We start from the raw sequence: 18,206 nt of genomic DNA on the forward strand, positions 1-18,206 counted from the left end.
GGACCAAGGGGAGGAGATGCCATGACCGACCGCCACGCCAAAGGCATGCAGGTACGCCGCGCCGTTCTGGGTGACGCCCATGTCGACCGCGCCGAGGCCGCCAAGACGCCGCTTGATGCCGCCTTTCAAACGCTGATCACCGAATCCGCTTGGGGCACGGTTTGGGCCTCGGACGCGCTGACGCGCCGCGAACGCTCGATGCTGACGCTGGCGCTATTGGCGGGCTTGGGCAACGAAGAGGAATTGGCGCTGCACTTGCGCGCAACCGTGCGCACAGGCGCGAGCCACAGTGATGTGATGGAAGTGTTCCAGCATGTCGCGATCTATGCGGGCGTGCCGCGTGCCAATAGCGCGATCCGCATCGCCAAAAAGATCTTTGCCGAGATGGAGGGCGAGAAATGACCGATACCGGCCGCTTGATCCCGCGCAGGCGCGATATGCACCCTGTGCCTTACGACCCCGAATACAAGACATCGCTGACGCGCAGCCCCAACCTGCCGCTTTTGTCGCTGGAATCCACCCCGTCGGAGGAAACCGGCCCCCGCTTTGGCCACGGGCTGATCGGGGCGCTCGACAACAACCTGATCTTGAACTTCTCCAAGGGGGCCGCCCCCGCGATTGGCGAACGCATCCGCCTGCATGGCCGCGTGCTCGATGAAAACGCCCGCCCCGTACCCCATACCCTTGTCGAGGTCTGGCAGGCCAATGCCGGTGGCCGCTACCGCCATGTGAAAGATACCTATTTCGCGCCGCTTGACCCCAATTTCGGCGGCTGCGGGCGCACGCTGACCGATGAGAATGGCTATTACGAGTTCCTGACCATCCGCCCCGGTGCCTATCCCTGGCCCAATCGCGGCAATGACTGGCGGCCCATGCATATCCATGTCTCGGTCTTTGGTCATAGCTTTGGCCAGCGCTTGATCACGCAGGCCTATTTCGAGGGTGACCCGCTAATCGCGCGCTGCCCGATTGCGGCGACCGTCAAGGATCGCGGGCAGCTTGACCAACTGGTGGCACCGCTCGACATGGGCGCAAGCCGTCCGATGGATTATCTGGCTTACCGCTTTGACATCGTGCTGCGCGGGCGGCGGCAGACCATGTTCGAAAACAAGCCCGAGGGGATGTGAGCCATGGTGCAAAAGCTTGGAACCCTGACAGAGACGGCCAGCCAGACGGGCGGGCCTTATGTCCATATCGGTTGCATCCCGACCTTCGCGGGCCTGCCCGGTGTCTACCCCGAGGATTTGGGCCTGTCGCCCATTGCCGATGGCGCAAAGGGTGAGGTCATCACCATCACCGGTTCGATCTATGACGGCACGGGCTGGGCGATGCGCGATGCGATGTTTGAAAGCTGGCAGGCCGATGGCGCGGGCCGCTATCCGGGCCAGCCCGGTGCCGATCCGGCGGTCAATGGCTTTTGCCGCTTTGCCGCCGACAAGGACAGCGGCGAATTCACCTTGCGCACGGTCAAACCCGGTGCGGTCATGGGCCATGACGGGCGCATGATGGCGCCGCATATCTCGGTCTGGATCGTGGCGCGCGGCATCAATATCGGCCTGCACAGCCGCATCTATTTCGAGGATGAGGATAACAGCGCTGATCCGCTTTTGGCGCGCATTGAACAGCGCCCAAGGGTTGATACGCTGATCGCCAAGCGCATCGCGGCGGGGCAATATCGTTTCGATATCCGCCTGCAAGGGCCGGGCGAGACGGTGTTTCTCGATATCTGACGGAGCACTGCCCGGCCTTTCCCGCGCCTCGCGAGGGCGGGATATGCGTATTTTGGGAAAGGTGAGGGGGTGAATTACCCCTCCTCCGCCCCAAGCGTGAGTGCCACGCGCTCGCCTGCGAACCAAGTGCGCCCATATTCGATGGGCGCACCCCCGCTGTCGATATTGATCGCCACCGTGCGCAACACAGCCGCACCGGGCTGGATCTGTAGCTGCGCGGCCAAGGTGGCGGTGGCTGTCTTGGCCGTGATCTCGGTCTGGGCGCGGGTGTAATCGGGCAGGCCTTCGGCGGCCAAGGCTGCCGTGACCGAAGGGTTAGCGCGCAGATGCTCCATGAGCCCCGGAAAGCGCGCGGCCGGAAAGACCGAATGAAACAGCGCGATGGGCGCGCCATCGGCAAGGCTAAGCCCCTCGAAAACATGTACCGATGCGCCGGGGGCAAGGGCGAGCGCTGCCGCCTCACGCGCGTCGGCGCTGCGTGTTTCCAAGAGCAAGATACGCCTGTCCGGCACCCGGCCTGCGGCCATCAGGTTTTGGTGAAACCGCACCCGGCGGCCCAGCGGATAGGCGGTGGGCCTGTGGCGCACGAAAACGCCCGCGCCGCGGCGCGCATGTACCATGCCCGATGTCGCCAGATCCGCCAACGCGCGGCGTAGCGTGTGGCGATTGACGCCAAAGCGCTCTGATAGCTGCGCCTCGGTCGGGAGCCTATCGCCGGGGGCGTAATGGCCGCGCGCGATATCGGCGGCAATTTGATCGCGGATCGCGGTCCAAAGGGGGGATCGTCCCATGCTGTCACCAAATCTTCATATCTTGGCCCCTTGCCACGCATCGGGGCCTGTGCGATTAAATTTGTATAGTTGTATAAATAAATGGACAACTTGCCAAGATGTCTGTCACCGACCCTGCGATCATCGCCCGCCAAGCGCGGCTTTCGACTTTGGCCAAGGCGCCAGCCGCACGGCTGTGCGCGCTCTTTGCCGCTTATGCGCCCGAGCAGCCCACCCATGCACTCTTGCGTGCGCCTGAGATCGGCACAGTGATGCTGCGCGGGCGGGCCGGGGCCACGGGCGCGCCCTTTAACCTCGGCGAGATGACCGTGACACGCTGCGCGGTGCGGCTGGCCTCGGGTGCGGTGGGTCATGGCCATGTGCAGGGGCGCGATGCGGATGCCGCGCGCACAGCCGCCCTGATCGATGCGCTCTGCGAGGACGGGCAAGTGGCCGCGATCGAGGCTGCGATCTTGGCCCCCTTGCGCGCCGAGGCCGCAGCACACAAGCAAGCGCGTGCCACCCGCGCGGCCGCCACCAAGGTCGCGTTTTTCACCATGGTCCGGGGGGATAACGCATGAATGCTGTGCAGCTCGAGGGCGGTTTTGCCAATCTTTCCCATGATGCGGCCCATGCGTTTCGCGCGGCTTTGCAGGCGATGGCGCGTCCCGGCCAGATCGAAACGCTGGATATGGCGCGCCCACCGGCACCCTGCTCAGTGGCCGCTGGCGCGCTGATCCTGACGCTGTGCGACACCACCACGCCGATCTATCTTGCGCCATCCCATGATGATGCGGGCCTGCGGGCTTGGATCGCCTTTCACACTGGCGCGCCCGTGGTGGCGCCCGAGGCCGCGATGTTCGCGCTGGGCACATGGGGCGCACTTTGCCCCGTGGATCGCTTCGCCATCGGCACATCCGCCTATCCCGACCGCGCCGCCACCTTGATCGTCGAGATGGACGCGCTGGAGGCCAAGGGTGCTGTCCTGCGCGGGCCGGGGATCAAGGACCGCGCCGCGCTGTCCTTGCCCGAGATCGCGGCGTTTCAGGACAACCGCCGCCGCTTTCCCTTGGGCTTTGATTGCTATTTCACCTGTGGCGACCGGCTGGCCGGTCTGCCGCGCAGCACGCATGTGGAGGGTTAGGCCATGTATGTCGCGGTCAAAGGCGGTGAGCGGGCTATCGATAATGCCCATGCGTGGCTGGCCGAAGAGCGGCGCGGTGATACGGGCGTGGCTGAACTCAGCATCGCGCAGATCCGCGAGCAACTGGCGCTGTCTGTAGCGCGTGTGATGGCCGAGGGCTCGCTTTACGACCCCGATCTGGCAGCACTTGCCATCAAGCAGGCGCGCGGCGATCTGATCGAGGCGGTGTTTTTGATCCGCGCCTATCGCACGACGCTGCCGCGCTTTGGCGCTTCAAACCCCGTCGAGACCGCGCAGATGGTTTGTGATCGGCGGATTTCTGCGACCTTCAAGGATTTGCCGGGTGGGCAAATTCTTGGGCCAACCTTTGACTATACGCACCGCTTGCTTGATTTCGCCTTGGCCGCCGAGGGGCTGGACCCAGCACCAGCGCCGCAGGTGGCGGCCCCTGATGGCGCGCTGCCCCATGTCACCGATTTCTTGGCGCGCGAGGATCTGATCCAGCCCGAGGCGGATGGGCCAGCCACCCCCCGCGACTTGACGCGCGAGCCTTTGGATTTTCCCGCTGACCGGCCCCTGCGCCTTCAGGCATTGACGCGCGGCGACGAGGGGTTCGTGCTGTCGATGGCCTATTCCACGCAGCGCGGTTATGGGCGCACCCATCCCTTTGTGGGCGAATTGCGCATCGGAACCGTTGCTGTCGAGATGGAGATCCCGGAGCTTGGCTTTGCCATTGAGCTGGGCGAGGTGGTGCTGACCGAATGCGAGACGGTGAACCAATTCATGGGCTCGAAAACCGAGCCGCCGCAGTTTACCCGTGGCTATGGTTTGGTTTTTGGTCAATCCGAGCGCAAGGCGATCTCGATGGCCTTGGTTGATCGTTCTCTGCGCTGGGAGGAGTTGGGCGAGGATAATGTCGGCGCGCCCGCCCAAGATCAGGAATTTGTCCTTTACCATGCGGATAATGTGCAGGCGACGGGCTTTCTCGAGCATATCAAGCTGCCTCATTACGTCGATTTCCAATCGGAATTGGAGTTGATCCGGCGGCTGAGGGCCGAGGCGCTGGGCGGCCAAGCGCGGGAGGCGGCAGAATGAATGCCTATAACTTCGCCTATCTTGACGAACAGACCAAGCGGATGATCCGCCGCGCGATCCTGAAGGGTGTGGCCGTGCCGGGCTATCAGGTGCCCTTCGCCTCGCGCGAGATGCCGATGCCCTATGGCTGGGGCACGGGCGGGGTGCAGGTGACGGCCGCCTGTCTGACGCCCGAAGATACGCTCAAGGTGATCGACCAAGGGGCGGACGACACCACCAATGCGGTGTCGATCCGCAAGTTCTTTGAAAAGACAGCGGGCGTCGCCGTCACCGAAAAGACCGGTGAGGCCACGATCATCCAGACCCGCCACCGTATCCCCGAACAAACGCTGACCGAGGATCAGATCTTGGTCTACCAAGTCCCGATCCCCGAGCCGTTGCGGTTCTTGGAACCCTCCGAGGTTGAGACGCGCAAGATGCATGCGCTGGAAGATTACGGGCTGATGCATGTGAAGCTCTACGAAGATATCGCCCGCCATGGCGAGATCGCGACGGCCTATGCCTATCCGGTCAAGGTTGAGGGGCGCTATGTGATGGACCCATCGCCCATCCCGAAATTCGACAATCCCAAACTGGAATCGGCGGCCTTGCAGCTTTTCGGTGCAGGGCGCGAACAGCGCATTTATGCGGTGCCGCCCTATACGAAGGTCGTGAGCCTCGATTTCGACGATTACCCGTTTGATCCGTCAAAGCCCGCCCATCCTTGCGCGCTTTGCGGGGCTGAGGACAGCTATCTCGACGAGGTGATCACCGATGATGCGGGCAGCCGGATGTTTGTGTGCTCCGACACCGATTACTGCGCCGGGCGGCGTGAAGGACGTGACGCATGACACCGCTTTTGAACGTGCAAGGGCTGACCAAGCGCTATGGCGGCCGGATCGGCTGTGCGGATGTGTCTTTCCAGCTTTATCCCGGCGAGGTTTTGGGGATCGTGGGCGAAAGCGGATCGGGCAAATCGACCTTGCTCAATTGTCTGGCCGGTCATCTCGCCCCTGATGCGGGACAGGTGATTTTCGACACGCGCAGCGATGGTCCGCGCGATGTTCTGACCATGTCAGAACCCGAGCGGCGGATGCTCGGGCGCACTGATTGGGCCTTTGTCCATCAAAACCCGCGCGATGGCTTGCGCATGCGGATTTCGGCAGGCGGCAATGTGGGTGAGCGGCTGATGGCGGTGGGTGCGCATCACTATGGTGCGATCCGCGAGAAAGCCACCGATTGGCTGGGCCGGGTCGAGATCAGCGCGGCGCGCATCGACGACCGCCCCAGCGCCTTTTCGGGCGGCATGCAGCAGCGGTTGCAGATCGCGCGCAATCTGGTCACGGGTCCGCGTCTGGTGTTCATGGATGAGCCGACCGGCGGTCTTGATGTCAGCGTGCAGGCGCGGCTTCTGGATCTGATCCGGGGGCTGGTGCGGCGGATGGGGCTGTCGGCCATCGTGGTCACGCATGATTTGGCGGTGGTGCGGCTTTTGGCGGATCGGCTGATGGTGATGAAGGATGGCCATGTCATCGAGACGGGGCTGACCGATCAGGTGCTCGATGATCCGCAAGCCCCCTATACCCAGCTTCTTGTCAGCTCTGTCTTGCAGGTGTGATGCGATGATCCCCATGATCCATGTTGAAAACCTTGCGAAGAATTTCGTGCTGCACAATCAGGGCGGCGTGGCGATCCCGGTTCTGGCCGGCGCCTCATTCGCGGTCGCGCCCGGCGAATGCGTGGCCTTGATCGGCGAAAGCGGGGCGGGCAAATCCACCGTCATGCGCATCCTTTATGGCAACTACCTGGCCCAAGGGGGCAGCGTGCGGATCGGTGGGCTTGATATCACGCAAGCCGAGCCGCGCGAGATCTTGGCGCTCAGGCGCGAGACCTTGGGCTATGTCAGCCAATTCCTGCGCGTGGTGCCGCGTGTGCCGACGCTCGAGGTGGTGGCCGAGCCGCTTCTGGCGCTGGGCCGCCCCGAGGATGAGGCGCATGGCACGCGCGCGCGATCTGCTCACGCGGCTGCGCATCCCCGAGCGGCTTTGGGCGCTTTCGCCCACCACATTCTCGGGCGGTGAGCAGCAGCGCGTCAACATCGCGCGCGGCTTTGCCCATACCTATCCCGCGCTTTTGCTCGATGAGCCGACCGCCAGCCTTGATGCCACCAACCGCGAAACCGTGTTGTCGCTGATCGAAGAGGCCAAGGCGGGCGGCGCTGCCATCGTCGGCATCTTCCACGATCTGGAGGCGCGCGCGCGTGTCGCCGACCGCGAGATCGATGTGACCGCATTCACCCCGAGGCTGACATGACCAAGGGGCGCTTCATCGCCGTGGTCGGCCCATCCGGTGTGGGCAAGGACAGCGTGATGGCGGGGCTTTGTGCGGCGCGGCCTGATCTGGTGCGGGTGCGGCGCGTGATCACGCGCGCGCCTGATGCCGGTGGCGAGGATTACGAGGCGGTGAGCCCCGCACTCTTTGCTGCGCGCGCGGCGGGCGGTGATTTCGCGCTGCATTGGCAGGCCCATGGGCTGAGCTACGGCATTCCGCGCAGCACGCAAGATGTGTTGCATCGGGGGCAAGATGCGCTTGCGAACCTGTCGCGCGGCATGTTGGTGCGCGCGGCGCAGGTATTTGGCACGCTCACCGTGCTGCATGTGACGGCGACGCCCGAGGTACTCGCCCAACGCCTAGCCGCGCGCGGGCGCGAAGGACGGGCCGAGATTGCCCGCAGGCTGGCCCGATCCGCCCCCGATTTCCCGCAAGATTTGCCGCTGGTCGAGATCGACAATTCCGCAGCGCTCGACCATGCCGTGCGCGCAGCCTTGGCGGCTCTCTATCCTGAAAGCCTGTAGCGATGGATCAGGTGGAACAGACCCTCTTGATCCTCGCCCATCAGGCACAGGCTGTCGATGATGACGGGTTCTGGCAGCACGGGGGCGAAATGCGCGGCCAAAATCTCGCGTGTCCTTTCGGCCTCGGGCTGGGGCAGCGCGCCGCTCAGCGTGATGTGAAAGCGGAATTCCTCCATCACATAAGGATAGCCCCATTGGGTCAAAAGCGCCTCTTGCCGGGGGGTGAGGCGCGATTTGCGGCGGCGGGCCAGCTCTGCCTCGGTCAGGGCTGCACGAAACGGCTCGAAGGCCGCGACCGTTTCGGCGGCAAGATGTTGCAGATCGGGGCTTGGCTGGGCCGGTACGGCGGCGATGAAGCTGCCCAAGCGCGCGATGTTGAGCGCGGGCAGTGTGACCGGGGCCAAAGCGGCACAGACATCGCGCGCGGCCTTGTCGAGACCCGTCGCGTCGCAGCCCGGTGCCAGACGGAATGGCGGCTTGATCGTGGCATGCAGCCCGTATTTGCGCGGCGTGGCCGTGATGGCGCGCGCATCTTGCGGCAGGCCGTCAAGCGCGGGTTGCGTGGCAGCTTGCCCAAGTACGCTGTCCCAGCCCAGCCAATCGGCGCCTTTGCGGTAGAATTCCCCCTCGGGCACCATGTAAAGCGCGTAGCGTGCAAATCCGTTCATCTTTTCCCGTCCTTTACGAGGCACCTATGCCCAAAGACACTGCCCTGATGCCCGAGACGCTGACCCTTGCCAATGCCCGGTTGATCTTGCCCGAGGGTGAGATGCTGGGGCGGATGACGATCACCGGCGGTGAGATTGTCGAGATCGCGGGCGGCACTTTGGTGCCTGCGGGGGCTGTTGATTGCAGTGGCGATATCGTCGCGCCGGGGCTCGTTGAATTGCACACCGACAATCTGGAGCGGCATCTGCGGCCGCGCCCCTCGGCACATTGGCCGTTGAAGCCCGCCATTGCGGCCCATGACGCCGAGCTGGCCGCTTGTGGCATTACCACGGTCTATGATGCGATCCGTGTCGGCTCGATCGAGGGGGAGGGCGGGGTCGGCTGGTCGCGCTATGCGCGCGATCTGGCCGATGCGCTTTTGGTAATGCGGGCGGCAGGTGCGCTGAAGATCAGCCATCATATCCATCTGCGCGCCGAGATTTGTTCGGAAACCCTGATTGCGGAGTTGGAGCAATTCGGCCCCGAGGACCGGGTGGGCATCATGAGCTTGATGGATCATACGCCCGGCCAGCGCCAATTCGCCGATATCGGGCAGTATCGCACCTATATGATGGGCAAGCATGGCCTGTCGGAGGCGGTGTTCAACGCCCATGTCACCGCGCGCCAAGCCTTGGGTGAGCGGGTGCGCGCCCCCATGAGGCAGCAGCCGTGGCCGCCGCACAGCGCATGGGCGCTGTTTTGGCCAGCCATGATGACACGCTGGTTGATCATGTTGTGCGCTCGGCCGCGCATGGCATCGCGCTGGCAGAGTTTCCCACAACCGCAGATGCCGCGCGGGCCTGTCGTCAGCATCAGATCGCGGTGATGATGGGCGCGCCCAATCTGGTGCGGGGCGGGTCGCATTCGGGCAATGTGGCGGCGGCTGATCTGGCCCAAGCGGGTTTGTTGGATATCTTGTCGTCCGATTACGTCCCCTCGGCCTTGCTTTATGGGGCGGTGATGCTGGGCGAGATTTGGGGCGATCTGGCGCGCGCCATGGCGACGGTGACGGCGGCCCCCGCCCATGCGGCGGGTCTGGTTGATCGCGGGCGTCTGGCCGAAGGGATGCGCGCCGATGTGATCCGCTTCAAGCTGACCGAAGGCGTGCCTGCCTTGCGCGGGGTCTGGTCGGAAGGCGCGCGGGTGGCCTGAGCCGGGCATGCGCGCACCAAGCGCGCCGCATCGCGCGCATTGGCCAAAGCGGATTTGCGTATTTATGGAAAGATGACGGCGCGGGCCCTGCTTAGCAAGCAAGGCCTTCACGCTCCAACCATGCCATGGCGGCGGGGATGTCGGCGCTATCGCGCAACTCCAACACCAGATGCGGGCGTTGGGGCAGCGCGGCGATCGCGGCAAAAACCGCGTGCCAATTGATCGTGCCGCGACCGGGTGGCCAATGGCGGTCGGCAAAGCCATCGGCATCTTGCAGATGGATATGCGACAACATCGCGCCCGCGTCATGGATGAAGTAATCGACCGGCGGCGCGCCGGTGGCGTGATGGGCGTAATGGGCATGGCCCGTATCGATGGAAAGCCGCACCGCGTCCGAGCCGAGATGCTGGGCAAGCAAGCGGCGCTGGGCGGGGTCGATATCCTCGATATTCTCGATCACCAATGTGACGCCCTCGGCCTCGGCGCGGGTGATGGCGGGGGCAAGTAGGGCCGCCACACGCGCGATCTTGGCTTCGAAATCCGACGCTGTGTTGCCAACGCGGGGATTGTTTCCGAAATTGAACCAATCCCATGTGGTGAAGGGGGAATGGACCACCATCTGCACAGCGCCAAGGGCGGCGGCGGCGGCCACGCCGGTCTCGAACCGGCGCGCGACGATGGGGGCGATCTCGACATCTTCCATGTCGAGGACAAGATCAATAAACGGGCCATGGATGCCCAAACGCCCGGAAAAGCCATCAAGCTCAGCCTTGGCCGCAGCGACGCGGCCCTGCCAATCGCCGGTTAGCACGCCGGGCAGCAAGAAATCCTGAATTTCCAGATCGCGCTGGCCCGCGATCAGCCAATCGCGGTAGCGGGGAAGGTCGGCGACCATCAAGGCCGCGCCGATTTGAATGGGTTGCATCAATACACCTGTTTGCCTTGGCGCCATACGGCTTGGACGACGGGTTGGCCTGCGACGACGCGGACCGCGACGAGATCGGCGCGCAAACCCTCGGCGATCCGGCCGCGATCACTCAGCCCTGCCATGCGGGCGGGCGCATCGCTGACAAGGGCGATGGCGGCGGGCAGATCGTGGGGCATGTCGGGATCAGCGGCGAGACGAAAGGCGGCATCGAGAAGCGAGCGCGGCACATAGTCAGAGGCCAGCGCATCGACCAGCCCGTGAGACAGCAACTCGGCCACCGCGATATTGCCCGATTGCGAGCCGCCGCGCAGATAGTTGGGCGCGCCCATGACGATGGACATGCCTTTCTCGCGCGCACGTTGTGCTGCCACCAGCGTCGTCGGAAACTCCGAGATCGCCATCCCCTCGGCCGCGGCTTGATCGGCTTGATCTGCGCTGCGGTCATCATGGCTCATCACGGGAAGCGAGGCGGCGCGGCTTTTGGCCACGACATGGGCGCGCACGGTTTGGCCCATGCTGCGCGAGCGGTCGAGCAGATCATCCATCATCACCCGACCCGTGGTCGCGTCCACCTCCATCTCGTGGATCATATGGTCGAACCATTTCGCCACATCGGGGCTTTGACGGTCGCCCGGCGTGTGATCCATGACCGAAACAAGCCGGGTCAGCGGATGGGCGATGGTCGCATCGAGCAGCGCCATTGTCTCTGGATCGGAAATCTCGCAGCGCAGATGCAGCAGGTGGTCGGCGCGGAACACGCCCGCGGCCTGCCCCTCGGCCAAGGCGGCGACCAGCGGCTCGAGGATCTCGCGGCGCTCGGGCCGTTTCATCGAGGCACCGACCGAGAGGCTATCAAAGACGGTCGTGGTCCCGCCCGAGATGACCACCGCGTCATGGGCCATGAGGGCGGCCAGAAGGGGCCAGATCACACCAACCCTTGGGTGGGTGTGACGCTCGACATGGTCGGTGTGCAGATCGACGATGCCGGGGATCAAGAAGGCACCGCCAAGCTCCGTGCCTGCGCGGGCCGGACCGATGCCCGCGATCAACCCATCTTCGATCCGCAGCGCGCCCTCGACAATACCGCGCGGGGTAACGATGCGCGCATCACTGAGGGTAAGGCTTGGGGCGGGGTTGGTATCGAGCATCATGAACTCCTATCTTCGCCGCTCTGTGGAGGGTGTATCTGTAACAGATTGATATCGGCGCAATGATCGTTTTGTGACACCGCGCGGTACCATCAGCCAGAGCAGTGAATGCGCGCGCGCCGCCGCTGCTCGAGAGGGGCCGATTTATTCCCTTCTGTGCAGGGCAAATGCGCGGATCGTCGCCGTCACCGCATGCCCGATCCAACAGGCTTTGTCATCAATTCTTCATGTATGCGTCATGGTAGCCTTACAAAAACGCCACAAAGAAACAAAAACCGCGGCTGCGCCGCGACGCATGTGTCGAAGTGAGTGAGCTAGGTGGTGGCCTTGAGAACCACCGCCAAATAGGGGAGCGCCGTCCATGTTGAGAATCGAAAAGCTTGGCCGCCGCTTTGGACGCAATACGGCCGTCAGTGCGATCAGCATGGATATCCCCAAGGGTCAGATGGTGGGCATCATCGGGCCGTCAGGGTCTGGCAAGTCCACCTTGCTGCGGCTGGTCAGCCGGTTGATCGACCCGACCGAGGGGCGCATCTTGCATGCAGATGTTGATGTGGCCCAACTCAATGGTCGCGATCTGCGGCAATGGCGCGCCGATTGCGCGATGATGGCCGCACAGTTCAATCTTGTGGGCCAGCTCAACGCCACGACCAATGTGCTTTCGGGGCTATTGGCGGGCATGCCCCATTGGCGCACCAAGGCGCGGATTTTCACCCCGCGCGAGCGCGCCCTTGCGCTACAGTCTTTGGACCGTGTTGGCATGGCCCATGCCGCGCGCCAGCGGGTCGCGGTTTTGTCGCAAGCTGGCCAAAAGCGCGTGGCCATCGCGCGGGCCTTGGCGCAAAAGCCCAAAGTTCTTTTGGCCGATGATCCGGTGGCCCAGCTTGACCAAACGCAGGCCGCCGATGTCATGGCCGCCCTGCGCGCGATCAACCGCCAAGATGGTGTTACGGTGATCTGCGCCTTGGCCGATCCTCAGATGGCCAAGGCAAGCTGTGATCGCATAATCGGGATGCGCGACGGGCGCGTTGTCTTTGATGGCACGCCCGATCAGCTTGGCCGCGCGCAGCTTTGTGACATTTTCGGCCGCGATGCCGGTGTGACGTTCGATGATGCGTCGGCGCTGGCGATGGTCAACGCCGCTTAAGCGCCGATCATTGTGTGAAAACAAGGCATTTTCGCCGTTTCAAACAAGCGTTGCCGCTTGGATTTATGCTGTTTGAACTGACCGGATTGGCGACGCCCTTGGCCCCTCCCGGCATGATCTGTCACAAAACATTAATCAATCTGTCACTTTCGCGTCACCTGTGACTGCCAGAAGCCGCGCAACAACGGCTGGGGGTCGCATGCTGCAAGTTGAGAACGTTACACGGGTCTTTGGCCAAAAGCGTGCGGTCGACAATCTGTCATTTTCCGTCGATGGCCCGCAGTTTGTGGGTATTATTGGCCGTTCGGGTGCAGGTAAATCGACCTTTTTGCGCATGATGAACCGCCTCACCGATGCAACGTCGGGCCGCATCTTGGTCGACGGGCGCGATATCCTTGCGCTCAAGGGGGCCGAGGCGCGCGGCTGGCAAAGCCATTGCGCGATGATTTTTCAGCAGTTCAACTTGGTGCCGCGTTTGGATGTGGCTTCCAACGTCATGCATGGCGTTTTGAACCGTCGGTCCACCTTGCGCACCATGTTCAATGTTTGGAGCCGCGAAGACATCTTGCGCGCGCTCGACATTCTCGACCGTCTGGGCATCGCCGAACAGGCCCCCAAGCGGGCCGAGGCGCTTTCGGGCGGTCAGCAGCAGCGCGTGGCCATCGCCCGCGCGCTGATGCAAGACCCTCAAATCATTCTGGCCGATGAGCCCATCGCCAGCCTTGACCCGATGAATGCGCAGATCGTGATGGACACGCTCAAGCGCATCAATGTCGAAGACGGGCGGATGGTGATCGCCAACCTCCATACCCTCGATACGGCGCGCCAATATTGCGACCGCGTGATCGGCATGCGCGACGGGCGCATGGTTTTCGATGGCACGCCTGCGCAACTGACCACCGATGTGGCGCGCGAGATTTATGGCGCTGATGACAGCTTTAACGAGGCTGCCACCTCGACGTCCATAAACCGCCCCGATGACAGTGCGGCCGTTGCCGCGCTGCGTGAGGCGGCCAGCCTAGCCTGATCCTGAGTTCCGACCGTGCCCCGCAATGGGGCAAAACCTAATGGAGAGATCCGATGAAGAAACTTGTCACCCTGCTTGCCTTGACCACGGCGATCGCAAGCCCTGTTGCCGCCCAAGAGATCACCGAATTCAACATCGGTATCCTCGGCGGTGAGAACGCGCAGGACCGTCTGGCGTCGAACGAATGCTTCCGCGCTTACGTCGAAGAAGCGCTGGGTGTGCCCACCCGCCTCTTCACCCCTGCTGACTATAACGGCGTGATCCAGGGCCTCGTTGGTGGTTCGTTGGATTTCGCTTGGCTGGGCGCATCTGCCTATGCCGCAGTCTACGTCAGCAACCCCGACGCGGTTGAGCCGATCCTCGTGAAGACCAATCTCGATGGCACCTTTGGCTATTATTCCATCGGTTTCGCACGCGCAGACAGCGGCGTGACCTCGCTGGACGACATGAAGGGCAAGGTTTTCGCGTTTGGCGATCCGAACTCGACCTCGGGCTATCTGATCCCTTCGGTGGAAATCCCCGCTCAGGTGAACGCGACGATGGAATCGGGTGACTACTTTGGCGAAGTGCGCTTCGTCGGTGGCCACGAGCAGACCATCATCGCAGTTTACAACGGCGATGTGGATGCCGGCGTGACCTGGGCCGATGGCCAGGGCAACTGGGAAGATGGCTACAACTCGGGCGCGCTGCGCAAAGCTGCAGATGCTGGCCTCGTTGACATGAACGAGATGGTCGAGATCTGGCGCTCCAAGTCGATCCCCGAAGGCCCGATCGTTCTGCGTCAAAGCCTGCCGCAGGATGCCAAGGACAAGGTTTACGAAGTTTTGGCAAACCTGCACGTAACCGACGCAGAATGCGCCTACAGCGTTGCCGCTGGTGAAACCGCTGGTTTCTTCCCGGTGACCCACGAGGCGTATGAGTCGATCATCGCCGTTCGCCTCGCAAAGATGAACTGATCCTTTCGGATCATTGGCAGGCCCGCGCCATTGGTTGCGCGGGCCTGTCCCATGTTATCAGGACCCCTGACATGACCGATATGACGCGCCCTGCCCATGACCTCACCGGCCTTGACGCGATCCGCCACGACTATTTGCGGATGACGCGACAGCGCCAGCTTTACACAGGCGTATTGATCTTGGTCTTCATTGTGTTGATGGTCGCCGGTTTCGACACGGCCGACAGCCGCAATGCAGGTGGTTTCTGGGAGGGTCTGAACCAGATCTTCGACTTTCCCGCAGATGTGATTTCTGAAGCCATCGAAAAGGCTGCGAACCTGCCCGGCCATATCATGGGCGCGCTTCCCGCATTGATTGAAACGATCAATATCGCGGCGGTGGCCACGCTGATCGGCTGCGGCTTTGGCACCTTGTTCGCGGTCTTGGGGACACGCGGCTTGGCGCTTTGGCCGGCTTTGATCCCGGTTTTTCGCCGCATTACCGACATTTTGCGCGCGATCCCCGAGGTGGTGATTGCGCTTGTCTTGATCTTCGTCATGGGCGGTGGCCCCGTGCCTGCGATGGTGGCGATTGCGCTGCATACGGCGGGCGCGATGGGCAAGCTGTTTTCCGAGGTGAATGAGAATGTCGATCTGCGCCCGGTCGAGGGTTTGGCCTCGGTCGGTGCCAATTGGAGCTTGCGCATCTGGCTTGGCGTATTCCCGCAGGTTTTGCCGAACTATCTGAGCTATGGGTTGATGCGGCTCGAGGTGAATATCCGCGCCTCGGCGATCCTTGGCTTCGTTGGTGCGGGCGGGATCGGCTATGAGCTGCGTAACGCCATGACCTTTGGCCAGGGCCGTTTCGACGAGGCGGCCGCGATTTTTATAGTGCTCTTTGTGACCATCGTCGTGGTCGATCAAATCTCAAGCGCGGTGCGCCACAAACTCACGCATGGGGGACAGTGACATGGAGCTTTCGGCAAACGATACGCCCACCCCCCTGTCGGCGCTGCGCCAAACCGAGCTCTCGCGCATCGGATCAAAACGGATCAAGGGCTTTGCCTTGGTCGGTGCCTTGCTGGCTTATTTGGTCTATGTCTTTTTCGCCTTCGACATCATGGGTCTGGCTGATCGCGCGCGGATGGATAATGCCGCGATCCTTGTGTCGGACTCAGTTACCCACAAGACCCATGTGACGCGCGACAACCGATCCGGCGCGATCAGCGTCGCGATCGAAGGCTCGCGTCGCGCGACCTATCGCGATGAGCAGATGCCCGAATGGGTGACGCTTGAGGGGCAGAATGCCGAGATCATCCTGCGCGACGGCCACCGCGTCACCTATGAGGGCGCGGTGATCACCTATCATCACCCCGCGTTCGGCCCGATCGTGATCGACACCGCCAACGGCGTCGATCTGCAACTGCCGCAAGATCAAATCCCGGAGTTCATCAACGCCGCCTCCAACCGTGTTTCGATCACGACCGAGGCTGGGCGGCTGACCGTCACCCGCGCGCGGACCGAAACCATGCGGTATTTCTTCGGTTGGGAGATGTTCTTTTTCGACCTTGAAAGCCCATTCTCGGGCATGAGCGTATCTGAGGTTCTGGCCTCGGTTGTGTCGGGCCCGCGTCTTGACGCAGCCCAAAGCAACCTGTCGCTAATGGTGTCAAATGTCTGGTACAATGGTATCTGGCGGCATGGTGATGTGTTCTGGGCGCTGACCGAGACCGTCCTTATGGCCTTTCTTGGCACCTTTGGTGCCGCGCTGATCGCGCTGCCGCTTGCCTTTGTCGCGGCATCGAATTTTGCCCCGTCGCGTGTGATGCGCTTTGCGATGCGGCGGGTGTTCGATTTCGTGCGCGGCGTAGATGCGTTGATCTTTACGATCATCTTGTCGCGCGCTTTTGGCCCCGGCCCGCTGACCGGCGCTTTGGCGATCTTGATCACGGACACGGGGGCTTTTGGTAAGCTGTTTTCAGAAGCGCTTGAGAATGTGGATAACCGCCAGATCGAGGGTTTGGCCTCGACCGGGGCCAATGCGATGCAGCGCAGCCGCTTTGGCGTCTTGCCGCAGGTCATGCCGATCTTGCTGAGCCAAGTGCTCTACTTGTTTGAATCCAACACCCGCTCGGCCACCATCGTGGGGGCTATCGTGGGTGGCGGCATTGGCTTGTTGCTGACCCAAGCGATCCAGACCACGCAGGATTGGGAAAAGGTGACCTATTACATTATCTTGATCGTGCTCTTGGTCATCGCGATGGATGTGCTCTCGGGTTGGTTGCGCCGCAAGTTGATCAAGGGCGAGTGATACGGCCATCATACGGCTGACAGGGTCGCGCGGCATCGACCGCGCGCTCGTTCAACATAAATCAATCTTCAGAAAGCCCGCCCGTGCCCAAACTGTCCGCCACGGCCCCGTTGATCCATCCCGGCGCTGAGATCGTCAATTCCACCTTCGGCGCCTATTGCGAGGTGGGCCAAGGCGCGCATGTCACTAATTCGCATTTTGGCGATTACGCCTATTGCGCGCGGCTGGCCGATATCGCCAACACCAGCGTCGGCAAATTCGCCAATATCGCCGCGATGACGCGGATCGGGCCGACCGATCACCCAATGCATCAGCCCGCGCAGCATCATTTCCTCTACCGCTCCAGCTATTACTGGGACGATGCCGAGGATGACGCGGAATTCTTTGCCCATCGCGCCAGCCGCCGCACCACGCTGGGGGCGGATTGCTGGATCGGCCATGGCGCGATCATCAAGCCCGAGGTGACGGTCGGCATCGGCGCCATCGTCGCATCGGGGGCGGTGGTGACCAAGGATGTCGCCCCCTTCATGATCGTGGCGGGTGTGCCCGCGACGCCGATCCGCGCGCGCTTTACCGAGGCGCAGCAAGAGGCGCTCTTGGCGATTGCGTGGTGGGATTGGGATCACGCCCAGCTCCGCGCGGGCCTTGATGATTTCCGCGCCATGCCGATCGACGCCTTCATCGCGACATACCGCCCTTAGTCTCTATCACGCCGCTCACTCGGCGGCGGTCCCCGGTGGCACGCCCAGATGCGCCAGAACTGTGCGGGCATCGGCGGCGGTACCAGTGGCCACCATCACCTCAGCCAGTGCGCGGCGCGCGGCGGCATGGTCGGGCACAGCCTCGATGGCGGCCACCAAAATCGCGCGCGCGGCGTCCAGATCGCCTTGGGCCTGCGCGATGCGCGCCCGCATCAGCGCGGCCTCTCCCGGCGGGGTCTCGGTCTCGCCCTGGGTCAAGGCAAGGCGGGCCAATTGTACATGCCCCATGTCCAACGCCGCCTCGACCAACAGGGCAAGGCCGCTGGGCTGACCGGCATGTGGCGCGCAAAGATCGGCTGCCGCGCGCGCATGTTCCAGTGCACCCCGCGCCAGATGGGCGCGCATCACCAGTTGCAGCACCGCGGCCGTTTGCGGCTGGGCCTGTGGCGCATCATGTTGCTCGGCGCGACCGCCGCGCTCATCAAATGCCGAATGCCGCACCATAATTGCACCCTTACCCCACGCGTAGAAGGGCCAACCCATCGCCGAGCCGCATCGCCATCACGCCATGCGATTC

At 63.0% G+C, this 18,206-nt stretch carries 20 protein-coding genes and 2 pseudogenes; 17 read left to right on the forward strand and 5 right to left on the reverse strand.

Features of this window, described 5'->3' with window-relative positions; genetic code table 11:
• Positions 1-21 precede the first annotated feature (21 nt).
• Genes pcaC through pcaG form a run of 3 tightly spaced genes read left to right on the forward strand, consistent with a single transcriptional unit; the run spans position 22 to position 1,730 of the window.
• Positions 22-402 carry a 4-carboxymuconolactone decarboxylase gene (pcaC, locus tag KG698_RS08410; RefSeq protein WP_213685125.1) on the forward strand — a complete coding sequence of 127 codons (381 nt, stop codon included), beginning with the start codon at positions 22-24 and terminating at the stop codon, positions 400-402.
• Positions 399-1,127 carry a protocatechuate 3,4-dioxygenase subunit beta gene (gene pcaH / locus KG698_RS08415; RefSeq protein ID WP_213685126.1) on the forward strand — a complete coding sequence of 243 codons (729 nt, stop codon included), beginning with the start codon at positions 399-401 and terminating at the stop codon, positions 1,125-1,127. Before pcaC ends, pcaH begins: the two co-directional genes overlap by 4 nt.
• A gap of 3 nt (positions 1,128-1,130) precedes the next feature.
• Complete coding sequence (gene pcaG / locus KG698_RS08420) at positions 1,131-1,730, forward strand: protocatechuate 3,4-dioxygenase subunit alpha (protein ID WP_213685127.1); 600 nt, start codon at positions 1,131-1,133, stop codon at positions 1,728-1,730.
• 74 nt (positions 1,731-1,804) lie between these two features.
• Here the strand turns inward: pcaG and phnF are convergent, their stop codons facing one another.
• On the reverse strand, positions 1,805-2,521 hold the full coding sequence (gene phnF / locus KG698_RS08425; protein ID WP_213685128.1) for a phosphonate metabolism transcriptional regulator PhnF: 717 nt from the start codon (positions 2,519-2,521) through the stop codon (positions 1,805-1,807).
• A gap of 98 nt (positions 2,522-2,619) precedes the next feature.
• On the opposite strand from phnF, the gene phnG reads away from it, so the two are divergent.
• The 7 genes and pseudogenes from phnG (at position 2,620) to phnN (ending at position 7,573) form a co-directional block, all read left to right on the forward strand.
• A complete protein-coding gene (phnG, locus tag KG698_RS08430) occupies positions 2,620-3,081 on the forward strand; it encodes a phosphonate C-P lyase system protein PhnG (protein WP_213685129.1) in 462 nt (153 codons plus the stop codon).
• Positions 3,078-3,644 (forward strand): phosphonate C-P lyase system protein PhnH, encoded by a 567-nt coding sequence (phnH, locus tag KG698_RS08435; RefSeq protein ID WP_213685130.1) that lies wholly within the window; start codon positions 3,078-3,080, stop codon positions 3,642-3,644. Before phnG ends, phnH begins: the two co-directional genes overlap by 4 nt.
• A gap of 3 nt (positions 3,645-3,647) precedes the next feature.
• Entirely contained in the window at positions 3,648-4,739 is a 1,092-nt protein-coding gene (locus KG698_RS08440) for a carbon-phosphorus lyase complex subunit PhnI (protein WP_213685131.1), read from the forward strand.
• Positions 4,736-5,569, forward strand: a complete 834-nt coding sequence (locus KG698_RS08445) for an alpha-D-ribose 1-methylphosphonate 5-phosphate C-P-lyase PhnJ (RefSeq protein ID WP_213685132.1) — start codon at positions 4,736-4,738, stop codon at positions 5,567-5,569. Before KG698_RS08440 ends, KG698_RS08445 begins: the two co-directional genes overlap by 4 nt.
• Positions 5,566-6,336 carry a phosphonate C-P lyase system protein PhnK gene (gene phnK, locus KG698_RS08450; protein WP_213685133.1) on the forward strand — a complete coding sequence of 257 codons (771 nt, stop codon included), beginning with the start codon at positions 5,566-5,568 and terminating at the stop codon, positions 6,334-6,336. Before KG698_RS08445 ends, phnK begins: the two co-directional genes overlap by 4 nt.
• Before the next feature lie 13 nt (positions 6,337-6,349).
• Positions 6,350-7,031, forward strand: a pseudogene (phnL, locus tag KG698_RS08455) (phosphonate C-P lyase system protein PhnL).
• Positions 7,028-7,573, forward strand: coding sequence for a phosphonate metabolism protein/1,5-bisphosphokinase (PRPP-forming) PhnN (gene phnN / locus KG698_RS08465; RefSeq protein ID WP_213685135.1), 546 nt, complete (start codon positions 7,028-7,030; stop codon positions 7,571-7,573). Before phnL ends, phnN begins: the two are co-directional and overlap by 4 nt.
• On the opposite strand, the gene KG698_RS08470 is transcribed toward phnN, so the two are convergent.
• Positions 7,555-8,241, reverse strand: a complete 687-nt coding sequence (locus tag KG698_RS08470) for a DUF1045 domain-containing protein (RefSeq protein WP_213685136.1) — start codon at positions 8,239-8,241, stop codon at positions 7,555-7,557. The two genes, phnN and KG698_RS08470, sit on opposite strands and share 19 nt — an antisense overlap.
• A 47-nt stretch (positions 8,242-8,288) precedes the next feature.
• Here KG698_RS08470 and KG698_RS08475 point away from each other — a divergent pair.
• Positions 8,289-9,433 (forward strand): annotated as a pseudogene (locus tag KG698_RS08475) (alpha-D-ribose 1-methylphosphonate 5-triphosphate diphosphatase).
• A gap of 91 nt (positions 9,434-9,524) precedes the next feature.
• Here KG698_RS08475 and KG698_RS08480 read toward each other — a convergent pair.
• Entirely contained in the window at positions 9,525-10,358 is an 834-nt protein-coding gene (locus KG698_RS08480; RefSeq protein ID WP_213685137.1) for a TIM barrel protein, read from the reverse strand.
• Positions 10,358-11,509 (reverse strand): alpha-D-ribose 1-methylphosphonate 5-triphosphate diphosphatase, encoded by a 1,152-nt coding sequence (locus tag KG698_RS08485; protein ID WP_213685138.1) that lies wholly within the window; start codon positions 11,507-11,509, stop codon positions 10,358-10,360. Before KG698_RS08485 ends, KG698_RS08480 begins: the two co-directional genes overlap by 1 nt.
• A gap of 361 nt (positions 11,510-11,870) precedes the next feature.
• Between KG698_RS08485 and KG698_RS08490 the strand changes: the two genes are divergently transcribed.
• The 6 genes from KG698_RS08490 to KG698_RS08515 all read left to right on the forward strand — a co-directional run bounded on the left by KG698_RS08490 (position 11,871) and on the right by KG698_RS08515 (position 17,629).
• Positions 11,871-12,656: an ATP-binding cassette domain-containing protein gene (locus KG698_RS08490; RefSeq protein WP_213685139.1), complete on the forward strand. Its 786-nt coding sequence runs from the start codon at positions 11,871-11,873 to the stop codon at positions 12,654-12,656.
• A gap of 199 nt (positions 12,657-12,855) precedes the next feature.
• Positions 12,856-13,683 (forward strand): phosphonate ABC transporter ATP-binding protein, encoded by an 828-nt coding sequence (phnC, locus tag KG698_RS08495; protein WP_213685140.1) that lies wholly within the window; start codon positions 12,856-12,858, stop codon positions 13,681-13,683.
• A gap of 53 nt (positions 13,684-13,736) precedes the next feature.
• Positions 13,737-14,639, forward strand: a complete 903-nt coding sequence (phnD, locus tag KG698_RS08500) for a phosphonate ABC transporter substrate-binding protein (RefSeq protein ID WP_213685141.1) — start codon at positions 13,737-13,739, stop codon at positions 14,637-14,639.
• An 80-nt stretch (positions 14,640-14,719) separates the two neighbouring features.
• Entirely contained in the window at positions 14,720-15,586 is an 867-nt protein-coding gene (gene phnE / locus KG698_RS08505; protein WP_300983429.1) for a phosphonate ABC transporter, permease protein PhnE, read from the forward strand.
• Positions 15,573-16,928: a phosphonate ABC transporter, permease protein PhnE gene (phnE, locus tag KG698_RS08510; protein WP_300983331.1), complete on the forward strand. Its 1,356-nt coding sequence runs from the start codon at positions 15,573-15,575 to the stop codon at positions 16,926-16,928. Before phnE (KG698_RS08505) ends, phnE (KG698_RS08510) begins: the two co-directional genes overlap by 14 nt.
• Positions 16,929-17,011: 83 nt before the next feature.
• Positions 17,012-17,629 carry a chloramphenicol acetyltransferase gene (locus KG698_RS08515; RefSeq protein WP_213685143.1) on the forward strand — a complete coding sequence of 206 codons (618 nt, stop codon included), beginning with the start codon at positions 17,012-17,014 and terminating at the stop codon, positions 17,627-17,629.
• A gap of 15 nt (positions 17,630-17,644) precedes the next feature.
• Here KG698_RS08515 and KG698_RS08520 read toward each other — a convergent pair whose 3' ends face one another.
• On the reverse strand, positions 17,645-18,133 hold the full coding sequence (locus KG698_RS08520) for a tetratricopeptide repeat protein (protein WP_213685144.1): 489 nt from the start codon (positions 18,131-18,133) through the stop codon (positions 17,645-17,647).
• Positions 18,134-18,206: the final 73 nt, after the last annotated feature.

Origin of the sequence: Roseicyclus sp., assembly GCF_018402035.1 — a bacterium.
Taxonomy (GTDB): domain Bacteria; phylum Pseudomonadota; class Alphaproteobacteria; order Rhodobacterales; family Rhodobacteraceae; genus Roseicyclus.

Coding starts and splice junctions, on each gene's coding strand:
- pcaC (WP_213685125.1), top strand. CDS start 22: ATGACCGACCGCCACGCCAAAGGCATGCAGGTACGCCGCGCCGTTCTG.
- pcaH (WP_213685126.1), top strand. CDS start 399: ATGACCGATACCGGCCGCTTGATCCCGCGCAGGCGCGATATGCACCCT.
- pcaG (WP_213685127.1), top strand. CDS start 1,131: ATGGTGCAAAAGCTTGGAACCCTGACAGAGACGGCCAGCCAGACGGGC.
- phnF (WP_213685128.1), bottom strand. CDS start 2,521: ATGGGACGATCCCCCCTTTGGACCGCGATCCGCGATCAAATTGCCGCC.
- phnG (WP_213685129.1), top strand. CDS start 2,620: ATGTCTGTCACCGACCCTGCGATCATCGCCCGCCAAGCGCGGCTTTCG.
- phnH (WP_213685130.1), top strand. CDS start 3,078: ATGAATGCTGTGCAGCTCGAGGGCGGTTTTGCCAATCTTTCCCATGAT.
- KG698_RS08440 (WP_213685131.1), top strand. CDS start 3,648: ATGTATGTCGCGGTCAAAGGCGGTGAGCGGGCTATCGATAATGCCCAT.
- KG698_RS08445 (WP_213685132.1), top strand. CDS start 4,736: ATGAATGCCTATAACTTCGCCTATCTTGACGAACAGACCAAGCGGATG.
- phnK (WP_213685133.1), top strand. CDS start 5,566: ATGACACCGCTTTTGAACGTGCAAGGGCTGACCAAGCGCTATGGCGGC.
- phnN (WP_213685135.1), top strand. CDS start 7,028: ATGACCAAGGGGCGCTTCATCGCCGTGGTCGGCCCATCCGGTGTGGGC.
- KG698_RS08470 (WP_213685136.1), bottom strand. CDS start 8,241: ATGAACGGATTTGCACGCTACGCGCTTTACATGGTGCCCGAGGGGGAA.
- KG698_RS08480 (WP_213685137.1), bottom strand. CDS start 10,358: ATGCAACCCATTCAAATCGGCGCGGCCTTGATGGTCGCCGACCTTCCC.
- KG698_RS08485 (WP_213685138.1), bottom strand. CDS start 11,509: ATGCTCGATACCAACCCCGCCCCAAGCCTTACCCTCAGTGATGCGCGC.
- KG698_RS08490 (WP_213685139.1), top strand. CDS start 11,871: ATGTTGAGAATCGAAAAGCTTGGCCGCCGCTTTGGACGCAATACGGCC.
- phnC (WP_213685140.1), top strand. CDS start 12,856: ATGCTGCAAGTTGAGAACGTTACACGGGTCTTTGGCCAAAAGCGTGCG.
- phnD (WP_213685141.1), top strand. CDS start 13,737: ATGAAGAAACTTGTCACCCTGCTTGCCTTGACCACGGCGATCGCAAGC.
- phnE (WP_300983429.1), top strand. CDS start 14,720: ATGACGCGCCCTGCCCATGACCTCACCGGCCTTGACGCGATCCGCCAC.
- phnE (WP_300983331.1), top strand. CDS start 15,573: ATGGGGGACAGTGACATGGAGCTTTCGGCAAACGATACGCCCACCCCC.
- KG698_RS08520 (WP_213685144.1), bottom strand. CDS start 18,133: ATGGTGCGGCATTCGGCATTTGATGAGCGCGGCGGTCGCGCCGAGCAA.